We start from the raw sequence: 18,487 nt of genomic DNA, 5'->3' as shown, positions 1-18,487 counted from the left end.
AGCCTCGCTTATATTCACAAGTCTCATTGGACTTGCGTGAGACAAGACGATTGGAGTTCGTTGGTCTGAGCAGTTCTTCATGGTTCAGAGGCGTCCGTCTTCGAATCTGCAAGGCGACCACGAAGGGTGCTGGGACCTAAGGGATGTTCAGCATGCGGGTAGGGGTGATGCCCATGGTCATGGTCATGGGCGTGGTCATGGGAGTGGTCTCCATGCGTATGAGACTGATGCCCACCACCCAGCGGAATTGGGACACCATCGGGCTGACAAGCACCAGTGCATTCGAGCTCACACAGATCGCAGCCATCGGTCAATCCCTCCACGTGGTGATGGTGGCTGGCCTGGGCTAAGCCCACCTCAGTCTCAAAACCCAGCACCTGTGCTCTGTATTTACAGAGCGAGCAATTCATCGCTGTCTCACCACCAAGAACTTCATCGACCCGCTCGATAAACGTGTCTTGCACCATTGCGTGATCTCCGAGATAGGAGGCATGCAGAAATTCCACTTCGGGGTGATCGTTAGCGACGCGTTCACTGTGCTGGCGGATCCTGGTCACAAGAACACCAGAAAACAGGAAATAGGGGAACACGATGATGCGCTTAAAACCGAGGCGCACTACATGTCGCAGCCCTGGCTCCACCAACGGGAACGTCACCCCGGAGTAAACGGTTTCACCCCAGCCGAAGCCAAACCCTTCCACCAACATCCGTGCGACCTTCGCGACGTTGGAATTGGCATCGGGATCCGATGACCCCCGTCCTACAACCACCAACATGGTGTCGGACAAGGGAACGTCTGGATTGGCATCCAACGCCTCTTGGATCCGAGCGCCTGCGGCTGCAATCATCAATCGATCAACACCTAGTTCTCTGCCGTACTCGATCTCCAAGCCCGTTTCAGCGCTGTAGGTATTCAGCACTGAAGGGATGTCATTTTTGGCGTGGCCTGCTGCAAACAACATGGCCGGAATCGCCAACACCCGCTCCACCCCTTGCTCTCTTAAGCGATCCAAACCATCCCTAAGGATTGGATTGGCAAATTCCAAAAACCCGTGTTCAACAGAAATAGGACTCATGCGCCGGCGCAGACCGATCGCAAGACGTTCAAATTCTTCAACCGCTAAACGATTCCTGCTCCCATGACCACAAATCAAAACGCCGTAGGGCGATGGTTGCGACGCAATCGGCTCTGAACTCACTCGGTTCGTTCCACTCCCACGACACTATCCTCGGCATTGTTGATTCGCGCTTGATGGTCTTGCCACGACCACCGGCTTGCATCGGAGTCACAACGTGACAAAGCATGCTGCGCTTTGGAATCCACTGGCGGACGATTCACATCCAGCCGGTTGGATCATGTCTGATGGAATCACCCTTTCCAACCAGATACGCCAAGGAGTCCAGCCAACCCCACTGTTGATTTGCGCAGGGGGCACCAGCAGTCGCTGTGCTGCCGATGGGCTCTGGACACTCGACTTAAGAGCGGGCCATCGCCAGCTGATCATCAGCGAAGAAACAGATGAAGTGGAGATTGGCACAGGGCTCACCATGGCTGAAGTTTTAGAAGGTCTTCAAAACCGTGGACGCTCGATCCCGGTTGGCTTATCCACCATTCCAGGGTGTGGCTTTGTCTTAACTGGTGGCATCGGCCCACTAACCCGATCCCAGGGTCTCGCCATGGATCACATCGTGGGACTGCGAGGTGTCTGGGGAAACGGAGACAGCTTCGACCTTTCAGACCCGGCCAACCGAGCAAGCGTTGAAATCGACATTGACAACGAAGCGCATCAACAGTGGAGAGGACTGCTCGGTGCCGCTCCATTCCTGGCGGTTGTCACTGCGATTCGACTGCGTACTCAGAAACTCACACCATTAGTGATTTGGCGAAGCGTAGGCAGCATTCATCAACTAGCCGTCGCCATCGAGGAGGCAGAACAGTGGAACCACAGTGCCAGCTTGCAGTGGGCCTGGAACGAAAAAATTGAGCTCTTCATCACTTGCTGCGCTGACGACCCTGCAGGGATGAAAGCAATGGAGTCGCTGAGAACCCTTCTGGGCTACTGCGCTGAATCCAGCATGACGATCGTTGCCGGCCAACATGCTCAGCCCCCATTTGGAACGCTGGCAAGATCTAACACTGCACAGGGACACCTTCATAACGAAGTGATCAGCAGGCTGGGGCCTGCCTGGAGCCAACGATTGCCGTCACTGATCGCAGACCTCAATGAACTCATAAGCAACCGTCCTCATATCGGATGCCAAATCAGTGCTCAGCAACTTGGGGGAATGAGTGCTCTGATTCCCGTTTCACGCACATCTTTCATACATCGCGATGCCATCTGGAAACCATGGGTCAGCGCAGCATGGACTGCAGGTGATGCAAAGGGGCGAGAACGTGCACTGGAATGGTTGATGCGCACCAACAACCTCCTCTCCGACTACTGCCCGGGCGTTCACCTCACTCAGATCCATCCACATCTGTCTTGCCATAAAAAAGAACTCAATGACGCCTTTCAAGACTGGCTTCCAGGCCTCAATCAATTGAAGTCGCGTAAGGACCCCCGTGGGTTACTGCCACCGCTCTGAAGACAAGACACGAAAAAGAATTAAAAGAGCGAGGGCACCACTAGATAGCGGGTCTAATTAGTAGAAAATATCTGCCAAGAGAATGACCTGTCGCAACAATCAACACCGCTCTTAGCGTGGCTTTATCAACCAATAGACAGGAATTAGCACAACACTTGCCAGCGATCATTTCATCAACAACGTTGATCACCTCATCAACATAGCCACTACACTCTGCATTTCATTAGCATTAGCCAGGAAATTTTTGATCCAATGTCCTACTTTATTTTTTACTACCACCAGTCACCATTACGGGGTCAATATTTTGTAGCCCAGGGCCAGTCAATTGAGCAATGAACAAAGTAGTCATTTGCTTGAGACATGTGAGTGAAAAGCAAGGGTTGTTTCCCCCCGATGAACACACCATCTCCCAAATCAATAGACGAGGTGATGACCGGCATTAAAAAGTGCTGAGATCTTGCTTACACTGCACCAAAATCACTTCAGCACCGGAGATTCACTGCAGATACTCATGAATGAATTGAACCAGCTGAGGCACCATCCATTTCGTCTTTACTTGAGCGGCTACAGCAATGATCAACAACATGGTAATGGACTGAAAAAACGAGGACGAATGCTTATCTTTAATGACCAGGAGGACAGATGTCTCAAGTAAAGACTGACGAGCTTTGGGTGGAAGCCACAGAGACAATGCTGCTGATGCGCCATGTGCATCAGCACGGCTTCCAAGCTGATGGCTGCACATGGCAATCGGCCAAACAACAGGGGAATAGAGCAATCAGACGAATGGGATCTAAGAAGTTTGCTGAGGCCGTTCAGGAGCTTGTTTCTCTCGGCTATGGAGTCGTGAAGATCGAAAAGCCGCTCACGTATCGCTCTCTTAAGGAGATGGAGAACGTCAGCAACAAGAGAAGTGATAATGACTGACGACCTTCTGACAGCATTGCCCTCACCCAAGGGCAGATGGTCCTCATCAGAGTGATAATTAATAAGGAGCTGAGTGATGCCCAAGGCGAAAAGATGCTATAGAGCCAAGAAGAAGATGACAAGAAAATGAACGAAAGCAGTTCAATAACCCTGCTTCAACTTATCCAGGAGGTTGCCTACTGTGATGGATCAATGTCTCAGGAAGAAGAGGATTTGATCGTGTCGCTTATTGATAGCTATGGTCTTAAAGAAGATCGTGATGCCTTGAGAAACAGGCTTGTTGAAGGTTATTCGTCGCTGTCAAATCATAAAAGTGTGGCGAGGGGAAGCACCAAAAGGATTGTGCGTGATGAGCTTTTGAACCGCTTGAGAGCGCTCAAGACAAAGGAGGAACGAGATCTTGCAGTCAAACTTGCTTATCTCACTGCAATGGTTTCACGAGAGAGTGATGATTCGACAGACATGAATGCCAAGGAGCTCGATCTTTTTCAAACGATCACTGGTGCAGTTCAGTGCCCAGCGGAACGTGTTCGCGCTATTCAGTGGGCAGCTGATGAAGAACTCCAGGAATGGAGCATTCCGTCTTTGAAGCAAGTGCTCTTGAGATGGCTGGCCTAACTCACAATCTTTAGGAGTTTATGGGCTTACAAATGCTCTCCTTTTCCACAGATCAACTTTTACTGGGATGAAGACCGCTCCCTCAACCAACATTCACTCGGCAACGGTTAGCAAAACGCGTGAGCCAAGGTCGACGATTCAACTGGGCTTAGCCAATTCACAGCACATCCAATCGCAGTCTTGCCAATCGGTTTTCATCTGAGCCAAGCGATCAGGCAAAAACTCTCAGTACTGATGGCGATCCATTGATCGCTGATTCGAGCTTCAAGCCCCTCGAACAAGCCAAAGCGAGCCTCAGGATCGACGCACTTATGGCTTGAGTGTGGACGAGTCAGCAGTCATTCGCGTCGAATCCTGGACATCAGCAACTTTTGCGTTCCCGCTGCCTAAGAGCGATTTCTGACAAAACCCAGGCAGAGCCGCGGTAATCTTCGGCGCCTGCCTGTATGTCCTCAGAAAAGGATATTCAGCATTAACGCGTTCCCTGAAAAGAAAGTGGCACAGACGCCCATGGCTTCCTCTCCCGCAATGGGACTTCAGAACTGGTTCAGCAATCCGAGACGAGATGTTCTATCGGGACTGGTCGTGGCCTTCGCGATGATTCCAGAAGCGATCGCATTCTCTGGGATTGCAGGCGTGGATCCCAGGGTTGGATTGTTTGGAGCCTTTTGTCTCTCCATAACGATTGCCTTCGTCGGTGGACGAACAGCGATGATCACCTCCGCAACGGGATCAACAGCCCTGTTGATGACCGGATTGGTGGCGACAGGAAATGCAAGAGGAGAAGGACTAGGGCTGGCCTACTTGATGGCCGCAGGCATTCTCACCGGCGTCTTCCAAATTCTCTGGGGTTACTTACGCCTGGCCTATCAGATGAGGTTCGTGCCTCTGGGCGTCTTAAGCGGATTTGTGAATGCTCTTGCTTTATTGATCTTTCAGGCTCAACTTCCTCAATTGGGGATCAATCTTCACTTTGGGGAAGCTGGAAATGACCATGCCATGCACGCCCTAAGCGGAAGTCAAATCCCCGTTGTCTGGGCACTCGTCTTGCTTGGACTTGTCATCATTTATGGCCTACCACGTATTACACGCGCCTTACCTTCCCAGCTAGTAGCGATCATTGTGATTACAGCTATCAGTATGGGGCTGCAACTAGACATTCCTAAGGTTGTGGACCTTGGAGAGCTTCCTAATGGTCTGCCTTTTTTCAATCTTCCCTTTGGCGATGTTAGCAATCAAAGGGTTCCCTTTAATTTAGAAACGTTTGGAATTGTCTTACCAACAGCTTTATCGATCTCACTCGTTGGCTTAATGGAGACATTCCTCACTCAAGACATTCTTGACGAGAGAACTGATTCCAATTCAAACAAAAATACTGAAGCCAAAGGTCAGGGAATTGCAAACATCGTGTCCTCCCTATTTGGAGGAATGGCTGGCTGCGCGTTAGTGGGCCAATCAGTCATGAACATCGACAATGGTGGCCGAACACGCCTCTCCACCCTGTCATCCGGAGTCAGCCTTTTAGCAATGATTTTGCTTGCCAGTACTTGGCTTAAGCAAATCCCCATGGCAGCTTTGGTCGCTGTGATGATTGGAATTGCAGTGAGTACAGCTGACGTGGCTGGCTTGCGAAATATCCGAAATATCCCCAAAAGTGATACTGCCGTGATGGTGATGACTTTTGCAGTCACCATGCTCACAACGCCCCACAATCTTGCGCTTGGAGTCCTTGCCGGGGTTGCTCTTGCAGGTATTTTATTCAGCCGTAAAGTTGCAAAAGTCATTAGTGTTGAAGCGATTAAAATCAACACTGACGAATGTCGCTATGTCGTAAGGGGTCAACTATTCTTTGTGAGCAAAGTTTATTTTTTACAGGGATTTGATGTTCACGAACATCCAGCACGAATCACCATTGACATGAGCCAGGCACATATTTGGGACCAAAGTGGTGTTGGAGCACTTAACCAACTCATCCGCAAGCTCAGACTTGGTGGATCCGTCGTAAATGTTGAGGGGTTAAATAAAGAAAGCTTGAATCTGTTTGAAAGGATTGGAAGCCAGCCCGAAGGTAGTCATGGGTGATCACGAACCAACTTGATGACTATTTCTTGTTATAAAGGAGTGCCAAACAAGCCGTCATATCATTCCGCATACCATCGAGACGATTACTTATCTCAACGTCATTCGGATTTAACTCAACATAGCGAACCGTTACGTCATTACCGATGCTCATGATGAGACACAGTGTTTCCAAATCATTCGTTTCAACAGCCCTCATCCGAGCCCCTTCGAGCATGACTTTTAAAAGAGACATTTTATTGTAATAAGCTTGTTGATCAGTCTCCTCCCAAGCCATCGAAGGGGAAACTATTCCAAATAAAAACAATGCCGAAAACAGGGCGGATCCCGCAAGGGTTCGGATCATCGAACTGTTAACGGACACTTGCGGAAACTAAACCAGTTCTTTGAATTGACAAGAACGATCAGTCGAGATGAACGAGGTCTGACACACTTGTTCCTTACCAGAGACAAACAGATGAGAGTCCATCTTCTTGCGCTGCCGCTGGTTTCTTTCCTATTCATTTTGAATGGATGTGCCACGCTTGGAGAAGGCGGTGCGTCAAGACTCGATCTCATCAAACGGAGAGCTGAGCTTCGCTGTGGAGTGAGCGGCAAGATCCCAGGGTTTAGTTTTCTGCGAAGGGATGGTTCCTTCGCGGGACTTGATGTGGACATCTGTCGAGCCTTTGCAGCGGCACTTACTGGAAGCCCTGATCAGGTGCAATACAGGTCCTTAACCGCTCCAGAAAGATTCACAGCACTTAGAACTGGAGAAATTGACCTCTTATCGCGCAACACCACGTTCAACCTCAGTAGAGATGCCGTCGGAGGAAATGGTGTCAGCTTCGCCCCTGTTGTCTTCCATGACGGTCAAGGGCTCCTAGTCAAGCGTCAAAGTGGGGTCTCCGATCTCAACGACCTACAAGGCAAGACCATCTGCGTGGGCTCAGGAACCACGACCGAACAAAACCTCAACGATGCTTTTCAGGCCAGAGGGATCGACTACAAACCCATCAAGTATCAGGATCTCAACCAAGTGATCGCTGGCTACCTCCAAGGTCGCTGCAGTGCAATGACGTCCGATCGTTCTCAGCTCGCCGCGGCAAGATCCGGATTCAACAACCCTGAGCAACACGTCATTCTTCCTGAAGTCTTGAGCAAAGAACCCCTCGCTCCACTTGCAGCAGGTGGTGATCAGCGTCTGGCGGACGCCATGCGCTGGGTGATCTATGCGTTGATCGCTGCAGAGGAATTAGGCATTACACAACAAAACATCGGAGACAAACTTGAAGAAGCCCAACGTCGACCTGAACTCACACAATTGAGGCGATTTCTTGGCGTTGAAGGTGAATTAGGCGAAAAACTAGGTTTAAACAACGATTTTATTGTGAAGGTGATCCAAGCAGTAGGTAATTACGGTGAAATCTACAATCGACATCTCGGTCCGGACAGTGCTGTTCCTATTCCAAGGGGCCTCAATAATCTGTACAGGAATGGAGGAGTCCTGACCTCACCCCCGTTCCAATGAATCGTTCAAAACGCTGGTGGTGGCAACTCATCATCGTGCTTGTTCTCCTCACAGTGATGGGGATTCTGATCAACAACCTCGCCGTCAATCTCATAAGAACAGGGCTAGGTCTCAGTTTTGATTGGTTGTGGCGACCCGCAGGTTTCGCACTCAGTGAGCACCCACTTCCGTATCAACCTTCAGACAGCACAGCCTGGGCGCTGCTGATGGGATGGCTGAACAGCTTGCGAGTGATCGTTGCAGGAATTGTGTTGGCAACCCTGCTTGGCGTCAGCACCGGTGCTGCTCGCCGCAGCCTGAATCCGTTGTTAAGGCAATTAGCAGCTCTGTATGTGGGATCAATTCGTCAGATTCCTCTTCTATTGCAGCTTCTGTTCTGGTACTTCGTTGCCTTTCTGGGACTTCCCTCAGAGCCATTTGCACCCCTTGGAGCCGTGATCCACCTGTCCAATCAGGGCATCAGCTTGCTTGGAGTAACTCTCAGTGTGGAGTTTGCAGCTGTCCTCGTGGGACTCAGTGTGTTTACGGGAGCATCCATTGCAGAAGTGGTTCGCGGTGGTCTCGATTCCGTCCCACGCGGACAATGGGAAGCCTTCCGCAGTCTTGGCATGACAGAGGGACTTGGGTTACGCCGAATCGTCCTTCCCCAGGCTCTTCCTGCAATTCTGCCTGCACTCAGCAGTCAATATTTGAATCTGGCCAAAAACAGCACCCTGGCGATTGCCGTTGGCTACGCCGATCTCTACGCAGTGAGTGACACCACCATCACGCAAACGGGTCGAGCGATCGAAGGATTTTTGCTGCTTTTGCTGAGTTTTCTACTGCTGAACTTGCTGATCAATGGAGGCATGCAGCTGCTGAACCGCGCTGTTTTAAAAAGCCAGCACCATCATTAAACTGAAGTTGTATAAGTCCATTGTCATGAATACTCGCCGTATCGCTGCAGTCCTTTTGATTGTGGCGTCTGTTGTAGCGATTTTGCTGCCCTTTGCTTCAGCAACCCTTCTAACCATTGGATTGGGAGGGATTGTGTTCGTAGCTGGACTGAATCAACTGCTTCGGATTGGAGATATTCCAACCAATCAAGGGAAACTTTTTAAAGGCTTGTCAGGTCTGCTCTACATCGGCGGTGCTGTCTTTATTCTGATCGACCCTATCGATAGTGAAATCAGCCTCACGCTGTTTGCAGGCGTCCTTTTGCTTGTTGAAGGGGTGATGGAATTAGCAACAGGAGCCAGTTCCCACGCACCAGCAAGTGGTCTTGTGGTGGTGGATGGAATCGTGACTGCCGTGCTCGGATTGCTGCTGGTGATCGAATGGCCCACTGACAGCCTCTGGGCATTGGGAACCATCTTTGGAGTGTCGCTTTTCCTTTCCGCCTTGAACTTGCTCAAGCCCACGGATGCACCACCAGCCGCCAGCTAATGGCGAGAGAATTCCAACCTCGGCAGCAGCGCTATCGGCGTTGGCGCCAAAAACCGATTGAGGCCGCATTCAGCGTTCTCATTCTCGGTTTAATTGTTTGGGCTCTTTGGTCAACGGGGTCCTGGCTCATCACAGGAGCTGATTGGCGGGTGGTCACTCACAACCTTCCGCTGTTTGCCTTTGGCAGTTACCCCGCTGATCAACGCTGGAGGCCTTTGGTTTGGATGGTCGTTCTCCTGTTGCTAACGATCACCACCTTGGGCAGTGATCACTTACCCCAACCGCTGAAACGCCTCCGACCTTGCCTTCCCTGGGCATGGATCCTCATGGTGCCCACAGGAGTCGTTTTGCTTGCTGGATCCGCAAACCTCCAAGCAGTGCCATCTCGCGCTTGGGGAGGTCTCACCCTCACATTGCTACTGACAACAGCGAGTGGGTTTCTAGCGCTGCCCCTAGGCGTAGGGCTTGCTATTGGCAGAACGTCCAATTTGGGTTTGGTCGCGATGCTCTGCCGGATCTATATCGACCTCATGCGTGCCGTTCCTCTCATTGCGGTGCTGTTTTTCGGACAACTGCTCCTACCTCTCTTCCTCCCAGTTGAGATCGAAATCAACAGAGTGTTGAGAGCTGTGATGGCTTTTGCACTGTTTGCAGCTGCTTATGTAGCAGAAGATGTCCGCGGAGGACTGCAATCCATCCCACCCACGCAAGCGGAAGCGGCAGCGGCACTGGGTCTCAATGCGTCTCTCACGATGAGACTGATCATTCTTCCCCAGGCACTAAGGATCGCTGTTCCGGCTTTAACCAACCAAGCGATCGGATTGATGCAAAACACCAGCTTGATGGCGATTCTCGGATTGATAGAACTGCTAGGAATTAGCCGAAGCTTGCTGGCAAACCCTGACTACATCGGCCGTCATCTTGAGACTTATGTCTGGCTTGCTGGTGTGTATTGGTTGCTCTGTTCAGCGATGGCCCTCTTAGCGAAGCGAATTGAACGTCAAGGACACTTATCGACTGGCTCTTAAGACCGCTCCTATCCACACAACAGTTATGACGATCGCCATTCAAGCGCAATCCGTTAGCAAGTCTTACTCAGACGATCATCGAGCTCTTGATGAGGTGAATCTCAGCGTGAACCTTGGCGAAGTTCTCGTGGTCATGGGGCCCTCTGGTTCAGGGAAAAGCACCTTGATCCGTACCTTCAATGGCTTGGAAAGCATTGATGAAGGCCAGTTGGAAATCGTAGGGATTCAGTTGGATTCCAACCATGAAGAGCGACAGATCAAACGAATCCGGCGCAGAGTTGGAATGGTTTTTCAACAGTTCAATTTATTTCCCCATCTCTCCATACTGGACAACATCACACTGGCTCCAATCCGCGTCAAAAAGGCCAACAAGAAAGAGGCCGAACTCCGTGCGATGTCGCTCCTGACCCAAATGGGGATTGCTGATCAAGCCATGAAACGTCCTGCCCAACTCAGTGGCGGGCAGCAACAACGCGTGGCGATCGCCAGAGCCTTGGCGATGGATCCAGAGGTAATGCTGTTCGACGAACCAACCAGTGCACTCGATCCAGAACGCGTGAAAGAAGTTCTCGATGCCATGCGCGCGCTTGCTTCAGCAGGAATGACCATGGTGGTCGTCACGCATGAGCTGGGATTTGCCCGTGAGGTCGCTGACAGGGTGCTGTTTATGGATGCAGGAAAAGTGGTGGAACTGTCAGATGCGACGACATTTTTCAGTCATGCCAAAGAAGAGCGCAGCAGGCGCTTCCTCAATCAAATGACTAACTGACAACGTCCATCCAACTCGTGCAGGGCGCGCTCGGCGGCCACGAGCTCCCTTTCAGTCTGCAGCCAGCTTTCATTCCCTACAGGGAGGCTATTGATTTGCTCAGCCAAACGCTCCTGTAAGCGCTCACGTTGCGCTTGCAAGGCTTCACTGAGCCGCACAACTCTCTGGGGAATGGAACAGAAAGGAGCCGAAACAGCCACTGAACACCTGTCGTGGGACAGCTGAGACTTTGGCACATCGCCATAAATACTCCTAGTCTTCTCCGAGATCTGGCAGACAGCGCGATTTTTCGCCTCCTGATTGGAACCGATTAATTCGACGAAAACGCTTGTCATCACTGGAAATCCTCCGGCATCATGTTAGTTATCGTGTTAGGTATCAATGGGCAGGAGACGTAAAGGTCCAATACAACTCAATAGAGGCGCTACTTGGTACGTCCGTCTGTGGGTTCCAGAGAAAGACCGCAAGGCAGTTGGCAAAAGCACTCTCATTCGGTCTCTGAAGACCACTGACCATGCGGAAGCATTGGTTAGGTATGGAGCTGCTTACAGGCGGCTAGAGGCAGAGCTAGAGGCTCTACTCAATTCCGCACCGTCGCTACGGGAACAGGTGAAAAAAGGGTTAGAGGGACCTAATGAACTCCCTACAGATAAACCGCTCAAACAAAGAGAGCTCACAGAAATACAGGTTGGCGCCTTTGATCCATCAGATCAGGCACATCAATCCGTTTTTAATTTCTACGACAGGCGACCCCTTAACCAACACATCGCGCTTGCTGGAGCAGACGAGAAAACTATTTTGCAATACCTCACATGCTAGGTATTTTCATTTCACGAACCACGACACATTGCTGTCACTGAATTGGATCTGAGTTAACCGTGCTGCGCCTCCTGGCTGAACTCATTCCAGGCCTTCTTGGTGGTTATCTGCTTGGACGCTTCAAACCAGGGTGGGTCAAGCCCCTAGCAACGCCACTCGTGCGTTACGGCGTTCCCATCAGCCTGATGGGATTGCTGTTGAAAGGTGGATTAAACAGCTCACTCCTCAGCACGGCGGCCACGGCCGCGGCCGCCATCTTTGGCATGCTGCTGGTGCTCAGACGTTGGCGCCGAGAGAGCGATCAGTGGCTCTCGCCCACGCTTCAACTGGGGAGTTGCGTCGGCAACACGGCTTATTTCGGAATTCCGGTCGCTCTGGCTTTACTCCCCCCGGAGGCCCTTTCGATCAGCATCGGATACGACTTCGGTGCAACCCTCCTGTCTTGGGGCCTTGGACCCATCTGGCTGGCTGGATCAAGCCAGGAGGCTCATCCGCACCGTTGGCGTGTGTTGATCCACCACCTCAGTTCAAGTCCTGCGTCACGAGGACTACTGGGCGCCTTGCTGGTGATGGCTACGCCATGGCAAACAACGATTACGTCCGCACTCTGGATGCCTTCAAGGGTTGTGATCGTGCTGGCCTTGATCGTTGTAGGCATGCGACTTGCAGGCCTTTCAGAGGAGAGATCCGAAGCAACTCACAACACAGCAGCACCGATTGCTCCCAGCCAAGCGTTGAATGCTGCTCTGGGGTGCAAACTTTTGTTGTTTCCTGCACTCGTCTTAGGACTCACCCTGGTCCTTCCTATCAGTGCTTTCGCACGTCAGGCCCTTGTCCTACAAGCTGCAGCTCCCACTGCCATTTCCGTCCTCCTCATGGCAGAAACCGAGCAGGCAGACAGCTCTGCTGCCGCACAACTCATTTGGCGCAGCACCCTCCTGGCGATCGTCACGGTGCCAATTTGGGCTGTGCTGCTGAAGACATTGGGAGAAAGACTCGGAACGTGAGGTTCATCCTTGCCGTGCGAACCCTCTTGCGAACAGGAAGGGCGTGCATCCATAACCGTTGGCAATCAGGTTCCATTACCAGCAGGTCGCCATCGGCAAGTGCGAGTTCCACTCGACTGCGACTTTGGCGATGACGAAACTGCAATGCCCTGGTGGCACCAAAAGAAAGGGACGCGATTGGACATCTGGCATCAATCTCTGGTTCGTCATCGGCATGCCAGCCCATGCGGTCATCTCCGTTCCTGTAGAGATTGAACAGACAACCATTGAATTGGGCAGAGCAACTCTCATTCACCTGCTCAAGCAAGGGTGCAAACCAGTCAGGCCAGCCCTGGCCTCGATGAATCACACCGCTATAGCGGTAAGACACCGAAGAATCGGCGAGAAAAGCCGACAATCTCGGCACACGGTGGTACTTGCCGTAGACCCGAACTTGGGGCTGCTCCCAGACAATCTGTTTTTGACAAAGGCCAAACCAGTAAGCAGACGCCTGCGGTTCAAGCCAGCCAACACGATGGTTCCAGCTCATCACTCGTGGGTCTTACCTGAAACAAACCGGTAACGAGCCATAACAGAGACGAAAACTTCGAGGCAACTCCCCATACATTCTTCCCATGGCAGCTCGTATCACGGAAGAGGAATTTCTCAAACGGGCGCGTGAGCGCTTCGGTGATCACTTCGATTATTCGGAGATCAAATACCGCAGCTATAAAAGCCCGGTCAAAATTCGTTGTAACAAGCATCCGGTACAACTGATCAACATCACTCCGGAGAAGCATCTCCAAACCACAGGAGGCTGTCGGCACTGTTTAAGAGAGAGACGAATTGCCGCCTTGGAGCGGGAACTCAATCGCGATGCCGCTCAACGGCCAATCAAAACAACAACAAAAAAGAAGCAACTATCCACTTCAGGACTGAAGGCTGACGCGTTGGTAACAGAACCATAACCACTGCTGGAAAAGCAAATTGCGATGGGAACGCCACAGGGTTCTGGGGTGGTCAGAGTCAAAATTTTCAGGCGGAGGAACATCGCCGCGGGCTCGATCGCGCTCCATTTCCCCCTGCAGCCTTCCAACGTTGTATTCCGGATGGCCGAGATGCATGAGCTGACGCTGGTCTGGCGTTTCAAAGATGGTGTAGCCCACCTTCTCTCCATAGGCGAGAAGCCTCAGTCGACCCTGGCGTTGAGCCGATTCCATCGCCGCATCAGGTAATCCCGCATGACGGCTTTGCGGACAAAGAAATTGATCATCCTGGGTCCCCATCAGGGGATGACCAGGCACAAGACTGCGCATCGGAAACACCCCAAACAATTTCCGATCAAAGGTGACCTTGTTCACTCCAGCGAGATAAGCCAGAGCAAACCCAGCCCAGCACAGTCCGAGGGTGCTGGCACAAGATTGACGAGCCTCGCTGATCAGTTCAACCAGTTCTGGCCAGTAGGTGACTTCTTCAAACGCCAAGTGCTCCACTGGAGCACCTGTGATGATTAATCCATCCAATGAACGCTGTGACTGTGCCTCATCCCAGCTCACGTAGTGCTGGTTGAGATGGGCTTGATCCCAGCTTCGGTAAGCATGGGATTGAAGGCGAATCCAGATCGGTTCAATCTGAAGAACCGATAGACCCAGAGGATGCAGCAGGTTGAATTCGTACTGCTTCCCTAAAGGCATGATGTTGAGAATGCCAATGCGCAGGGGGCGAATGTCCTGACGCTCGGCTTGCTCGGGTTCAATCCAAGAGATCCTGTTCCGTTCAACAGCGGTGATCTTGTGATAGTTCCGAGGAAGTATCAGTGCCATCAGCTCAGATCCCTTCCAATGACTGAGTTTGATTCATCATGTATGCAATGACGAGCGGCCTTTTTTATGCAAGGTTTTCTCTGTTCAACGTAGCCAGGGCTCATGCACCGTGACTTCAGTCAGAGTGCGTCAAATGATGGGGAGTTCTAACCATCCTCAAAGCGATTGATCACCTCAGCCTTGGACTCCAAGTGACCAACCGCCTCTCCCAAAATCAGGTCGCCAGAGCCTGCTCAAAATCAGCCTTGATGTCTTCGATGTGTTCCAAGCCCACTGATACCCGCACCATGGTCGGAGTGACACCGGCTGAGGCTTGTTCATCGGCACTGAGCTGCTGATGGGTCGTGGAGGCTGGATGAATCACCAGCGTCTTGGAGTCGCCAACATTGGCGAGATGGCTTGCCAGCTTGAGGCTGTCGATGAAACGCACCGCATCGTCGTAGCCACCCTTCAGGGAGAACATCAGCATGCAGCCCATTCCACGATTTGTGAGATAGCGCTTGGCAGTTGCGTGATAAGGGTCGCTGGGTAATCCGGGATAGCTCACATGAGCAACACTGGGATGCTGCTCTAACCAGGTCGCCAAAGCCATCGCATTTTGTGCATGCCTTTCCACGCGCAAGCTCAATGTTTCTAAGCCTTGCAGCAACAAAAAGCTGTTGAAGGGACTGATAGCGGGTCCCCAATCGCGAAGACATTCCACCCTTGCCCTAAGAGCGAAAGCGATATTGCGTTCATCGGGTAACCCCAGCATTTTGCAAACGTCACTTCCGAAACCGAAGGCATCCCAGTGAACAAGGCCGTGATAAGCAGCGCTCGGCTGACTCAGCAACGGGAACTTGCCATTGCCCCAGTTGAAAGTGCCGGCATCAACGATCACACCACCAAGACTGGTGCCATGTCCACCAATCCATTTCGTGGCGCTCTCCACCACCACATCAGCGCCATGCTCAATGGGTCGAATCAAAGCTCCTGCCGCACCGAGTGTGTTATCGACAATGAGAGGGATGCCACGTTCCTTAGCGAGTGCGGAGAGGCCATCAAAATCGGGAATGTTGAAGCGGGGGTTACCCATCGCTTCGACATAGATCGCCTTGGTGTTGTCATCAATCTGTGCCGCGAAGCTGGCAACATCGTCGCCATCAGCAAACTTGACCTGAATCCCTAGGCGCGGAAATTGCACCTTGAACTGGTTGTAAGTACCGCCGTACAGAAAGGATGTGGAAACAAAGTTGTCTCCTGCCTGCATGCAGTTTGTAATCGCTAAAAACTGAGCTGACTGACCTGATGCGGTCGCTACGGCCGCCACCCCTCCCTCCAGTGCTGCAACGCGCTTTTCAAAGACATCCGTTGTGGGGTTCATCAAACGGGTGTAGATGTTCCCGAATTCCTTCAACCCAAACAGATTTGCACCGTGTTCAGCGTTGTTGAACACGTAAGAGCTGGTCTGGTAAATCGGGACCGCCCGAGAATTTGTCGTGGGGTCAGGGACCTGACCAGCATGCAACTGAAGGGTCTCGAAACGTTGTGATGTCAAGGCCGAAATACGGATAACTCCTTTCTAGCTCGCGACTTCCGTTGCAGGTTTCCAATTGTTGTCAGGTGCCGGTTTTTCAGTCTCAGCAAGAGATGGAAGAGTGTCACGCAGCAGAGGGGCCAGGCGACTGCGCACTTCAGATCGGAAAGAACTGGCCGCTTCCGCACTGAGGACTGGATAGGGCTGGTCACCCTCTTGCTCGCGCAGATGACGCCACTTGCTGTTTTCTTGGGCCTTAAGTTCTTTTAAGGCCGACATGAAGTCGTAATTCATCGTCTGACCATCTGCAGCTGCGAGAGGACCAGCCTGAGCTGCTAATTCCTCCCGGACCGCATCAAACGCTTTGGCTTTGATCGTGTCGGGAAGGCCAAGCACTGGCTGGTAGTAATCGAGCAAACGTCTTTCCTCCTCCAGCAAAATCGGCCAAGCGCCACGGGAACCTTCAGGTAAGGAATACCCAGCCTCAGCCGCATCCATCGCCTCCAAGTGAAAGCAGAGCCAGCGGTAATAGGACTTCTCGTTAATCGCCTTTTTCGCTGCAGCCTTGCCCGAAACAATCACAGGGAGCGCAGCTTCAGCCTTACGCAAAAACAAACGATCCTCACGTTCGAGGTTCATTGCTCCCCAACGCTGGCGATAGTCCCAAAGCTCGGCGTATCTCGCCACTTCATCCGTAGACCAACCCAGGGTCTTGAGCTCATCGGCCCGATGCGTCAGTTCCTTCGCCAAAGAGCTCAGCCTTCATCTCATCAGAATCGTAGAGGTCAAAGGCGATCACGCCAGTCACTCAACGTCAACCTGCAGGACGGCTGTGCGGATTCTGACGTAAATACAACAAGACATCGGTGGGCCGTGTCTGGTTGTACCCCTCATGAAGCCATAGATCGCCGGCCGAGGAGGCGTAGTGAATTTGCCAGTGATACAAACCGCGATAAGCAAGAGGATCCCGTTTCAGCAGGTCGGCGTAATGGAGAACAGCCCTGCCGTAGTGATCGCTGTTGTTGTAACCCCAGAGTCCTTTTCGGATGTCCTGAAGGCCGCCACGCCGAACCAAATAACGCGCTGCCGCATGAATGGCATCCCAAGGATCGCGAATATCACCACCACGGCCAATCCCAGGTTCCATCCAGGTCGTGGGTAGAAATTGCATCGGACCTTGCGCATTGGCTACTGAAATGCCATCAATCCGACCCATTCCCGTTTCGACCAAATTCACAGCAGCCAGGACTTCCCAATCAATGCCTGTAGACGCTGACGCACTTCGATAAGCCTTGAGCAATTGATCTGGAGGAGCCGGAGTTTGGATACGCCAGGCAGGAAGCGTGGACGAAGCAGGACCACGATGCATGGCCAGAAATGAGCGACGCGCTGCGATGTGCTGATCAAAAACCCAATGCCAGCGGTCATTGAGCTTCAATCGCACTTGGTCGGCGAGAGCAGGGCGATGCGATAACACCCGATAGATCACCTGCTGCTGATGCGCAAGAGAGGGAATGGCCTGTTCAGAGACCTCGGGATTACGAATCGCAAGCTCGATGTCTGACAACAACAAGGCCAGCTGATCGGGGTTGGCTGGAAACAGCGGGTAATGCTCTCCAGAAGGAGCACGGGGAAGATCTGGCCTTGTCGGGAGCACAGGAACAGCGAGTTCCACTGGTTCAACCTGTTCCAGGACGGATGGTTCTTGATTCCGGTTGGCCTGGAGTGCGGGTGAGCGCCTACAGCCCCAGGCCAGGGGAATCACCAACAGGGGAAGAGAGACCAGTAGGCGGCGAACTGAAGTCATCATCAAAAGCCTCAACGCTCCATCAACAGATCAGAAAGCTGCGACGGTCATGGAAGTCTGCAACCTCTCCTGGATGGGAGAGAGCCCAATAGCTGAGCCGGCCATCGCGGTCCTCCACAACCATCGTCAAACCAAGTTCTGGCATCTCCTCAATCGGCCACCAGGGACGTAAATCCAAGACCACATCGCAACGACAGTCCCGTCGCGTTTGTCGCACGGTTACCGATGGAGGCAAAGCCTCAACCAAGTCAGATCCAGCCTGTCGATAGCTCTTGAAGCTGTAAAGGTTCCAATGACCTAATGGCGATACGTTTAGTTCCCAGTACTGCTGCGAACCAGGCAAACCGATGAACGCCTCAAAGCAATTGTGCTTCCAAAGCTCATCGCAGCGATCACCATGCATCGAAACGCACGCTGGCTTTAGTGAAGGCAAGGCAAGAGCAAGCAAATCTCCATCGCTGTATGCCGGCCGAAGGTTGTAGCTGAGTTCAAGGAGGCCTCCTTCGCTCCAAACAAACTCGGCACTGAGCAAAAGATCAGGCGAATTGTGAGGATTGTGAGGAAGGAGCGGGCAAACCTGCCGGACCATCACGG

At 52.2% G+C, this 18,487-nt stretch carries 21 protein-coding genes; 12 read left to right on the top strand and 9 right to left on the bottom strand.

Annotation, left to right across the window (positions count from 1 at the left end):
* Positions 1–77 precede the first annotated feature (77 nt).
* A complete protein-coding gene (locus SYNC_RS05525; protein WP_011619126.1) occupies positions 78–1,199 on the bottom strand; it encodes a sirohydrochlorin chelatase in 1,122 nt (373 codons plus the stop codon).
* A gap of 94 nt (positions 1,200–1,293) precedes the next feature.
* On the opposite strand from SYNC_RS05525, the gene SYNC_RS05520 reads away from it, so the two are divergent.
* The 4 genes from SYNC_RS05520 (at position 1,294) to SYNC_RS05505 (ending at position 6,213) form a co-directional block, all read left to right on the top strand.
* The gene (locus tag SYNC_RS05520) at positions 1,294–2,586 is read left to right on the top strand and encodes an FAD-binding oxidoreductase (protein ID WP_011619125.1); all 1,293 of its coding nucleotides are present in this window, start codon (positions 1,294–1,296) and stop codon (positions 2,584–2,586) included.
* Positions 2,587–3,228: 642 nt separating this feature from the next.
* Entirely contained in the window at positions 3,229–3,513 is a 285-nt protein-coding gene (locus SYNC_RS05515) for a hypothetical protein (protein WP_237699288.1), read from the top strand.
* 126 nt (positions 3,514–3,639) lie between these two features.
* Complete coding sequence (locus SYNC_RS14635; protein WP_237699287.1) at positions 3,640–4,131, top strand: hypothetical protein; 492 nt, start codon at positions 3,640–3,642, stop codon at positions 4,129–4,131.
* Between the two features lie 510 nt (positions 4,132–4,641).
* Entirely contained in the window at positions 4,642–6,213 is a 1,572-nt protein-coding gene (locus SYNC_RS05505) for a SulP family inorganic anion transporter (RefSeq protein ID WP_041426486.1), read from the top strand.
* Positions 6,214–6,232: 19 nt separating this feature from the next.
* On the opposite strand, the gene SYNC_RS05500 is transcribed toward SYNC_RS05505, so the two are convergent.
* Positions 6,233–6,556: a hypothetical protein gene (locus SYNC_RS05500; protein WP_041426485.1), complete on the bottom strand. Its 324-nt coding sequence runs from the start codon at positions 6,554–6,556 to the stop codon at positions 6,233–6,235.
* A 111-nt stretch (positions 6,557–6,667) separates the two neighbouring features.
* On the opposite strand from SYNC_RS05500, the gene SYNC_RS05495 reads away from it, so the two are divergent.
* From SYNC_RS05495 to SYNC_RS05475, 5 genes are read left to right on the top strand one after another with little or no spacing between them, the layout of a single operon-like run.
* The gene (locus SYNC_RS05495) at positions 6,668–7,720 is read left to right on the top strand and encodes an amino acid ABC transporter substrate-binding protein (protein ID WP_041426484.1); all 1,053 of its coding nucleotides are present in this window, start codon (positions 6,668–6,670) and stop codon (positions 7,718–7,720) included.
* On the top strand, positions 7,717–8,616 hold the full coding sequence (locus SYNC_RS05490) for an ABC transporter permease subunit (protein ID WP_011619120.1): 900 nt from the start codon (positions 7,717–7,719) through the stop codon (positions 8,614–8,616). The genes SYNC_RS05495 and SYNC_RS05490 overlap by 4 nt, the downstream gene beginning before the upstream one ends.
* Positions 8,617–8,641: 25 nt before the next feature.
* The gene (locus SYNC_RS05485) at positions 8,642–9,145 is read left to right on the top strand and encodes an HdeD family acid-resistance protein (protein ID WP_041426483.1); all 504 of its coding nucleotides are present in this window, start codon (positions 8,642–8,644) and stop codon (positions 9,143–9,145) included.
* Complete coding sequence (locus tag SYNC_RS05480) at positions 9,145–10,173, top strand: amino acid ABC transporter permease (RefSeq protein ID WP_011619118.1); 1,029 nt, start codon at positions 9,145–9,147, stop codon at positions 10,171–10,173. The genes SYNC_RS05485 and SYNC_RS05480 overlap by 1 nt, the downstream gene beginning before the upstream one ends.
* A gap of 25 nt (positions 10,174–10,198) precedes the next feature.
* On the top strand, positions 10,199–10,942 hold the full coding sequence (locus tag SYNC_RS05475) for an amino acid ABC transporter ATP-binding protein (protein ID WP_041426482.1): 744 nt from the start codon (positions 10,199–10,201) through the stop codon (positions 10,940–10,942).
* Here the strand turns inward: SYNC_RS05475 and SYNC_RS15000 are convergent.
* Positions 10,927–11,277 (bottom strand): hypothetical protein, encoded by a 351-nt coding sequence (locus SYNC_RS15000; protein ID WP_011619116.1) that lies wholly within the window; start codon positions 11,275–11,277, stop codon positions 10,927–10,929. The two genes, SYNC_RS05475 and SYNC_RS15000, sit on opposite strands and share 16 nt — an antisense overlap.
* Before the next feature lie 46 nt (positions 11,278–11,323).
* Here SYNC_RS15000 and SYNC_RS05465 point away from each other — a divergent pair, with 46 nt between their 5' ends.
* Entirely contained in the window at positions 11,324–11,761 is a 438-nt protein-coding gene (locus SYNC_RS05465; RefSeq protein WP_041426480.1) for a DUF6538 domain-containing protein, read from the top strand.
* Between the two features lie 59 nt (positions 11,762–11,820).
* Positions 11,821–12,768 carry an AEC family transporter gene (locus SYNC_RS05460; RefSeq protein WP_011619115.1) on the top strand — a complete coding sequence of 316 codons (948 nt, stop codon included), beginning with the start codon at positions 11,821–11,823 and terminating at the stop codon, positions 12,766–12,768.
* Here the strand turns inward: SYNC_RS05460 and SYNC_RS05455 are convergent.
* On the bottom strand, positions 12,710–13,297 hold the full coding sequence (locus SYNC_RS05455; RefSeq protein ID WP_011619114.1) for an alpha-ketoglutarate-dependent dioxygenase AlkB: 588 nt from the start codon (positions 13,295–13,297) through the stop codon (positions 12,710–12,712). The genes SYNC_RS05460 and SYNC_RS05455 overlap by 59 nt on opposite strands.
* A gap of 85 nt (positions 13,298–13,382) precedes the next feature.
* On the opposite strand from SYNC_RS05455, the gene SYNC_RS13775 reads away from it, so the two are divergent.
* Positions 13,383–13,715, top strand: coding sequence for a hypothetical protein (locus SYNC_RS13775; RefSeq protein ID WP_011619113.1), 333 nt, complete (start codon positions 13,383–13,385; stop codon positions 13,713–13,715).
* Here the strand turns inward: SYNC_RS13775 and SYNC_RS05450 are convergent.
* The 5 genes from SYNC_RS05450 to SYNC_RS05430 form a co-directional block, all read right to left on the bottom strand.
* Positions 13,677–14,570 (bottom strand): homoserine O-succinyltransferase, encoded by an 894-nt coding sequence (locus SYNC_RS05450; RefSeq protein WP_011619112.1) that lies wholly within the window; start codon positions 14,568–14,570, stop codon positions 13,677–13,679. The genes SYNC_RS13775 and SYNC_RS05450 overlap by 39 nt on opposite strands.
* Before the next feature lie 214 nt (positions 14,571–14,784).
* Positions 14,785–16,107, bottom strand: a complete 1,323-nt coding sequence (locus SYNC_RS05445; RefSeq protein WP_011619111.1) for an O-acetylhomoserine aminocarboxypropyltransferase/cysteine synthase family protein — start codon at positions 16,105–16,107, stop codon at positions 14,785–14,787.
* 24 nt (positions 16,108–16,131) lie between these two features.
* The gene (locus SYNC_RS05440) at positions 16,132–16,836 is read right to left on the bottom strand and encodes a hypothetical protein (protein ID WP_011619110.1); all 705 of its coding nucleotides are present in this window, start codon (positions 16,834–16,836) and stop codon (positions 16,132–16,134) included.
* A gap of 64 nt (positions 16,837–16,900) precedes the next feature.
* Positions 16,901–17,896, bottom strand: coding sequence for a lytic transglycosylase domain-containing protein (locus tag SYNC_RS05435; RefSeq protein WP_148201858.1), 996 nt, complete (start codon positions 17,894–17,896; stop codon positions 16,901–16,903).
* A 19-nt stretch (positions 17,897–17,915) separates the two neighbouring features.
* Positions 17,916–18,482, bottom strand: a complete 567-nt coding sequence (locus tag SYNC_RS05430) for a DOMON-like domain-containing protein (protein ID WP_011619108.1) — start codon at positions 18,480–18,482, stop codon at positions 17,916–17,918.
* Positions 18,483–18,487 lie beyond the last annotated feature (5 nt).

The organism is Synechococcus sp. CC9311 (assembly GCF_000014585.1).
Taxonomy (GTDB): domain Bacteria; phylum Cyanobacteriota; class Cyanobacteriia; order PCC-6307; family Cyanobiaceae; genus Synechococcus_C.
This window is presented reverse-complemented; position numbering and strand designations above follow the sequence as displayed.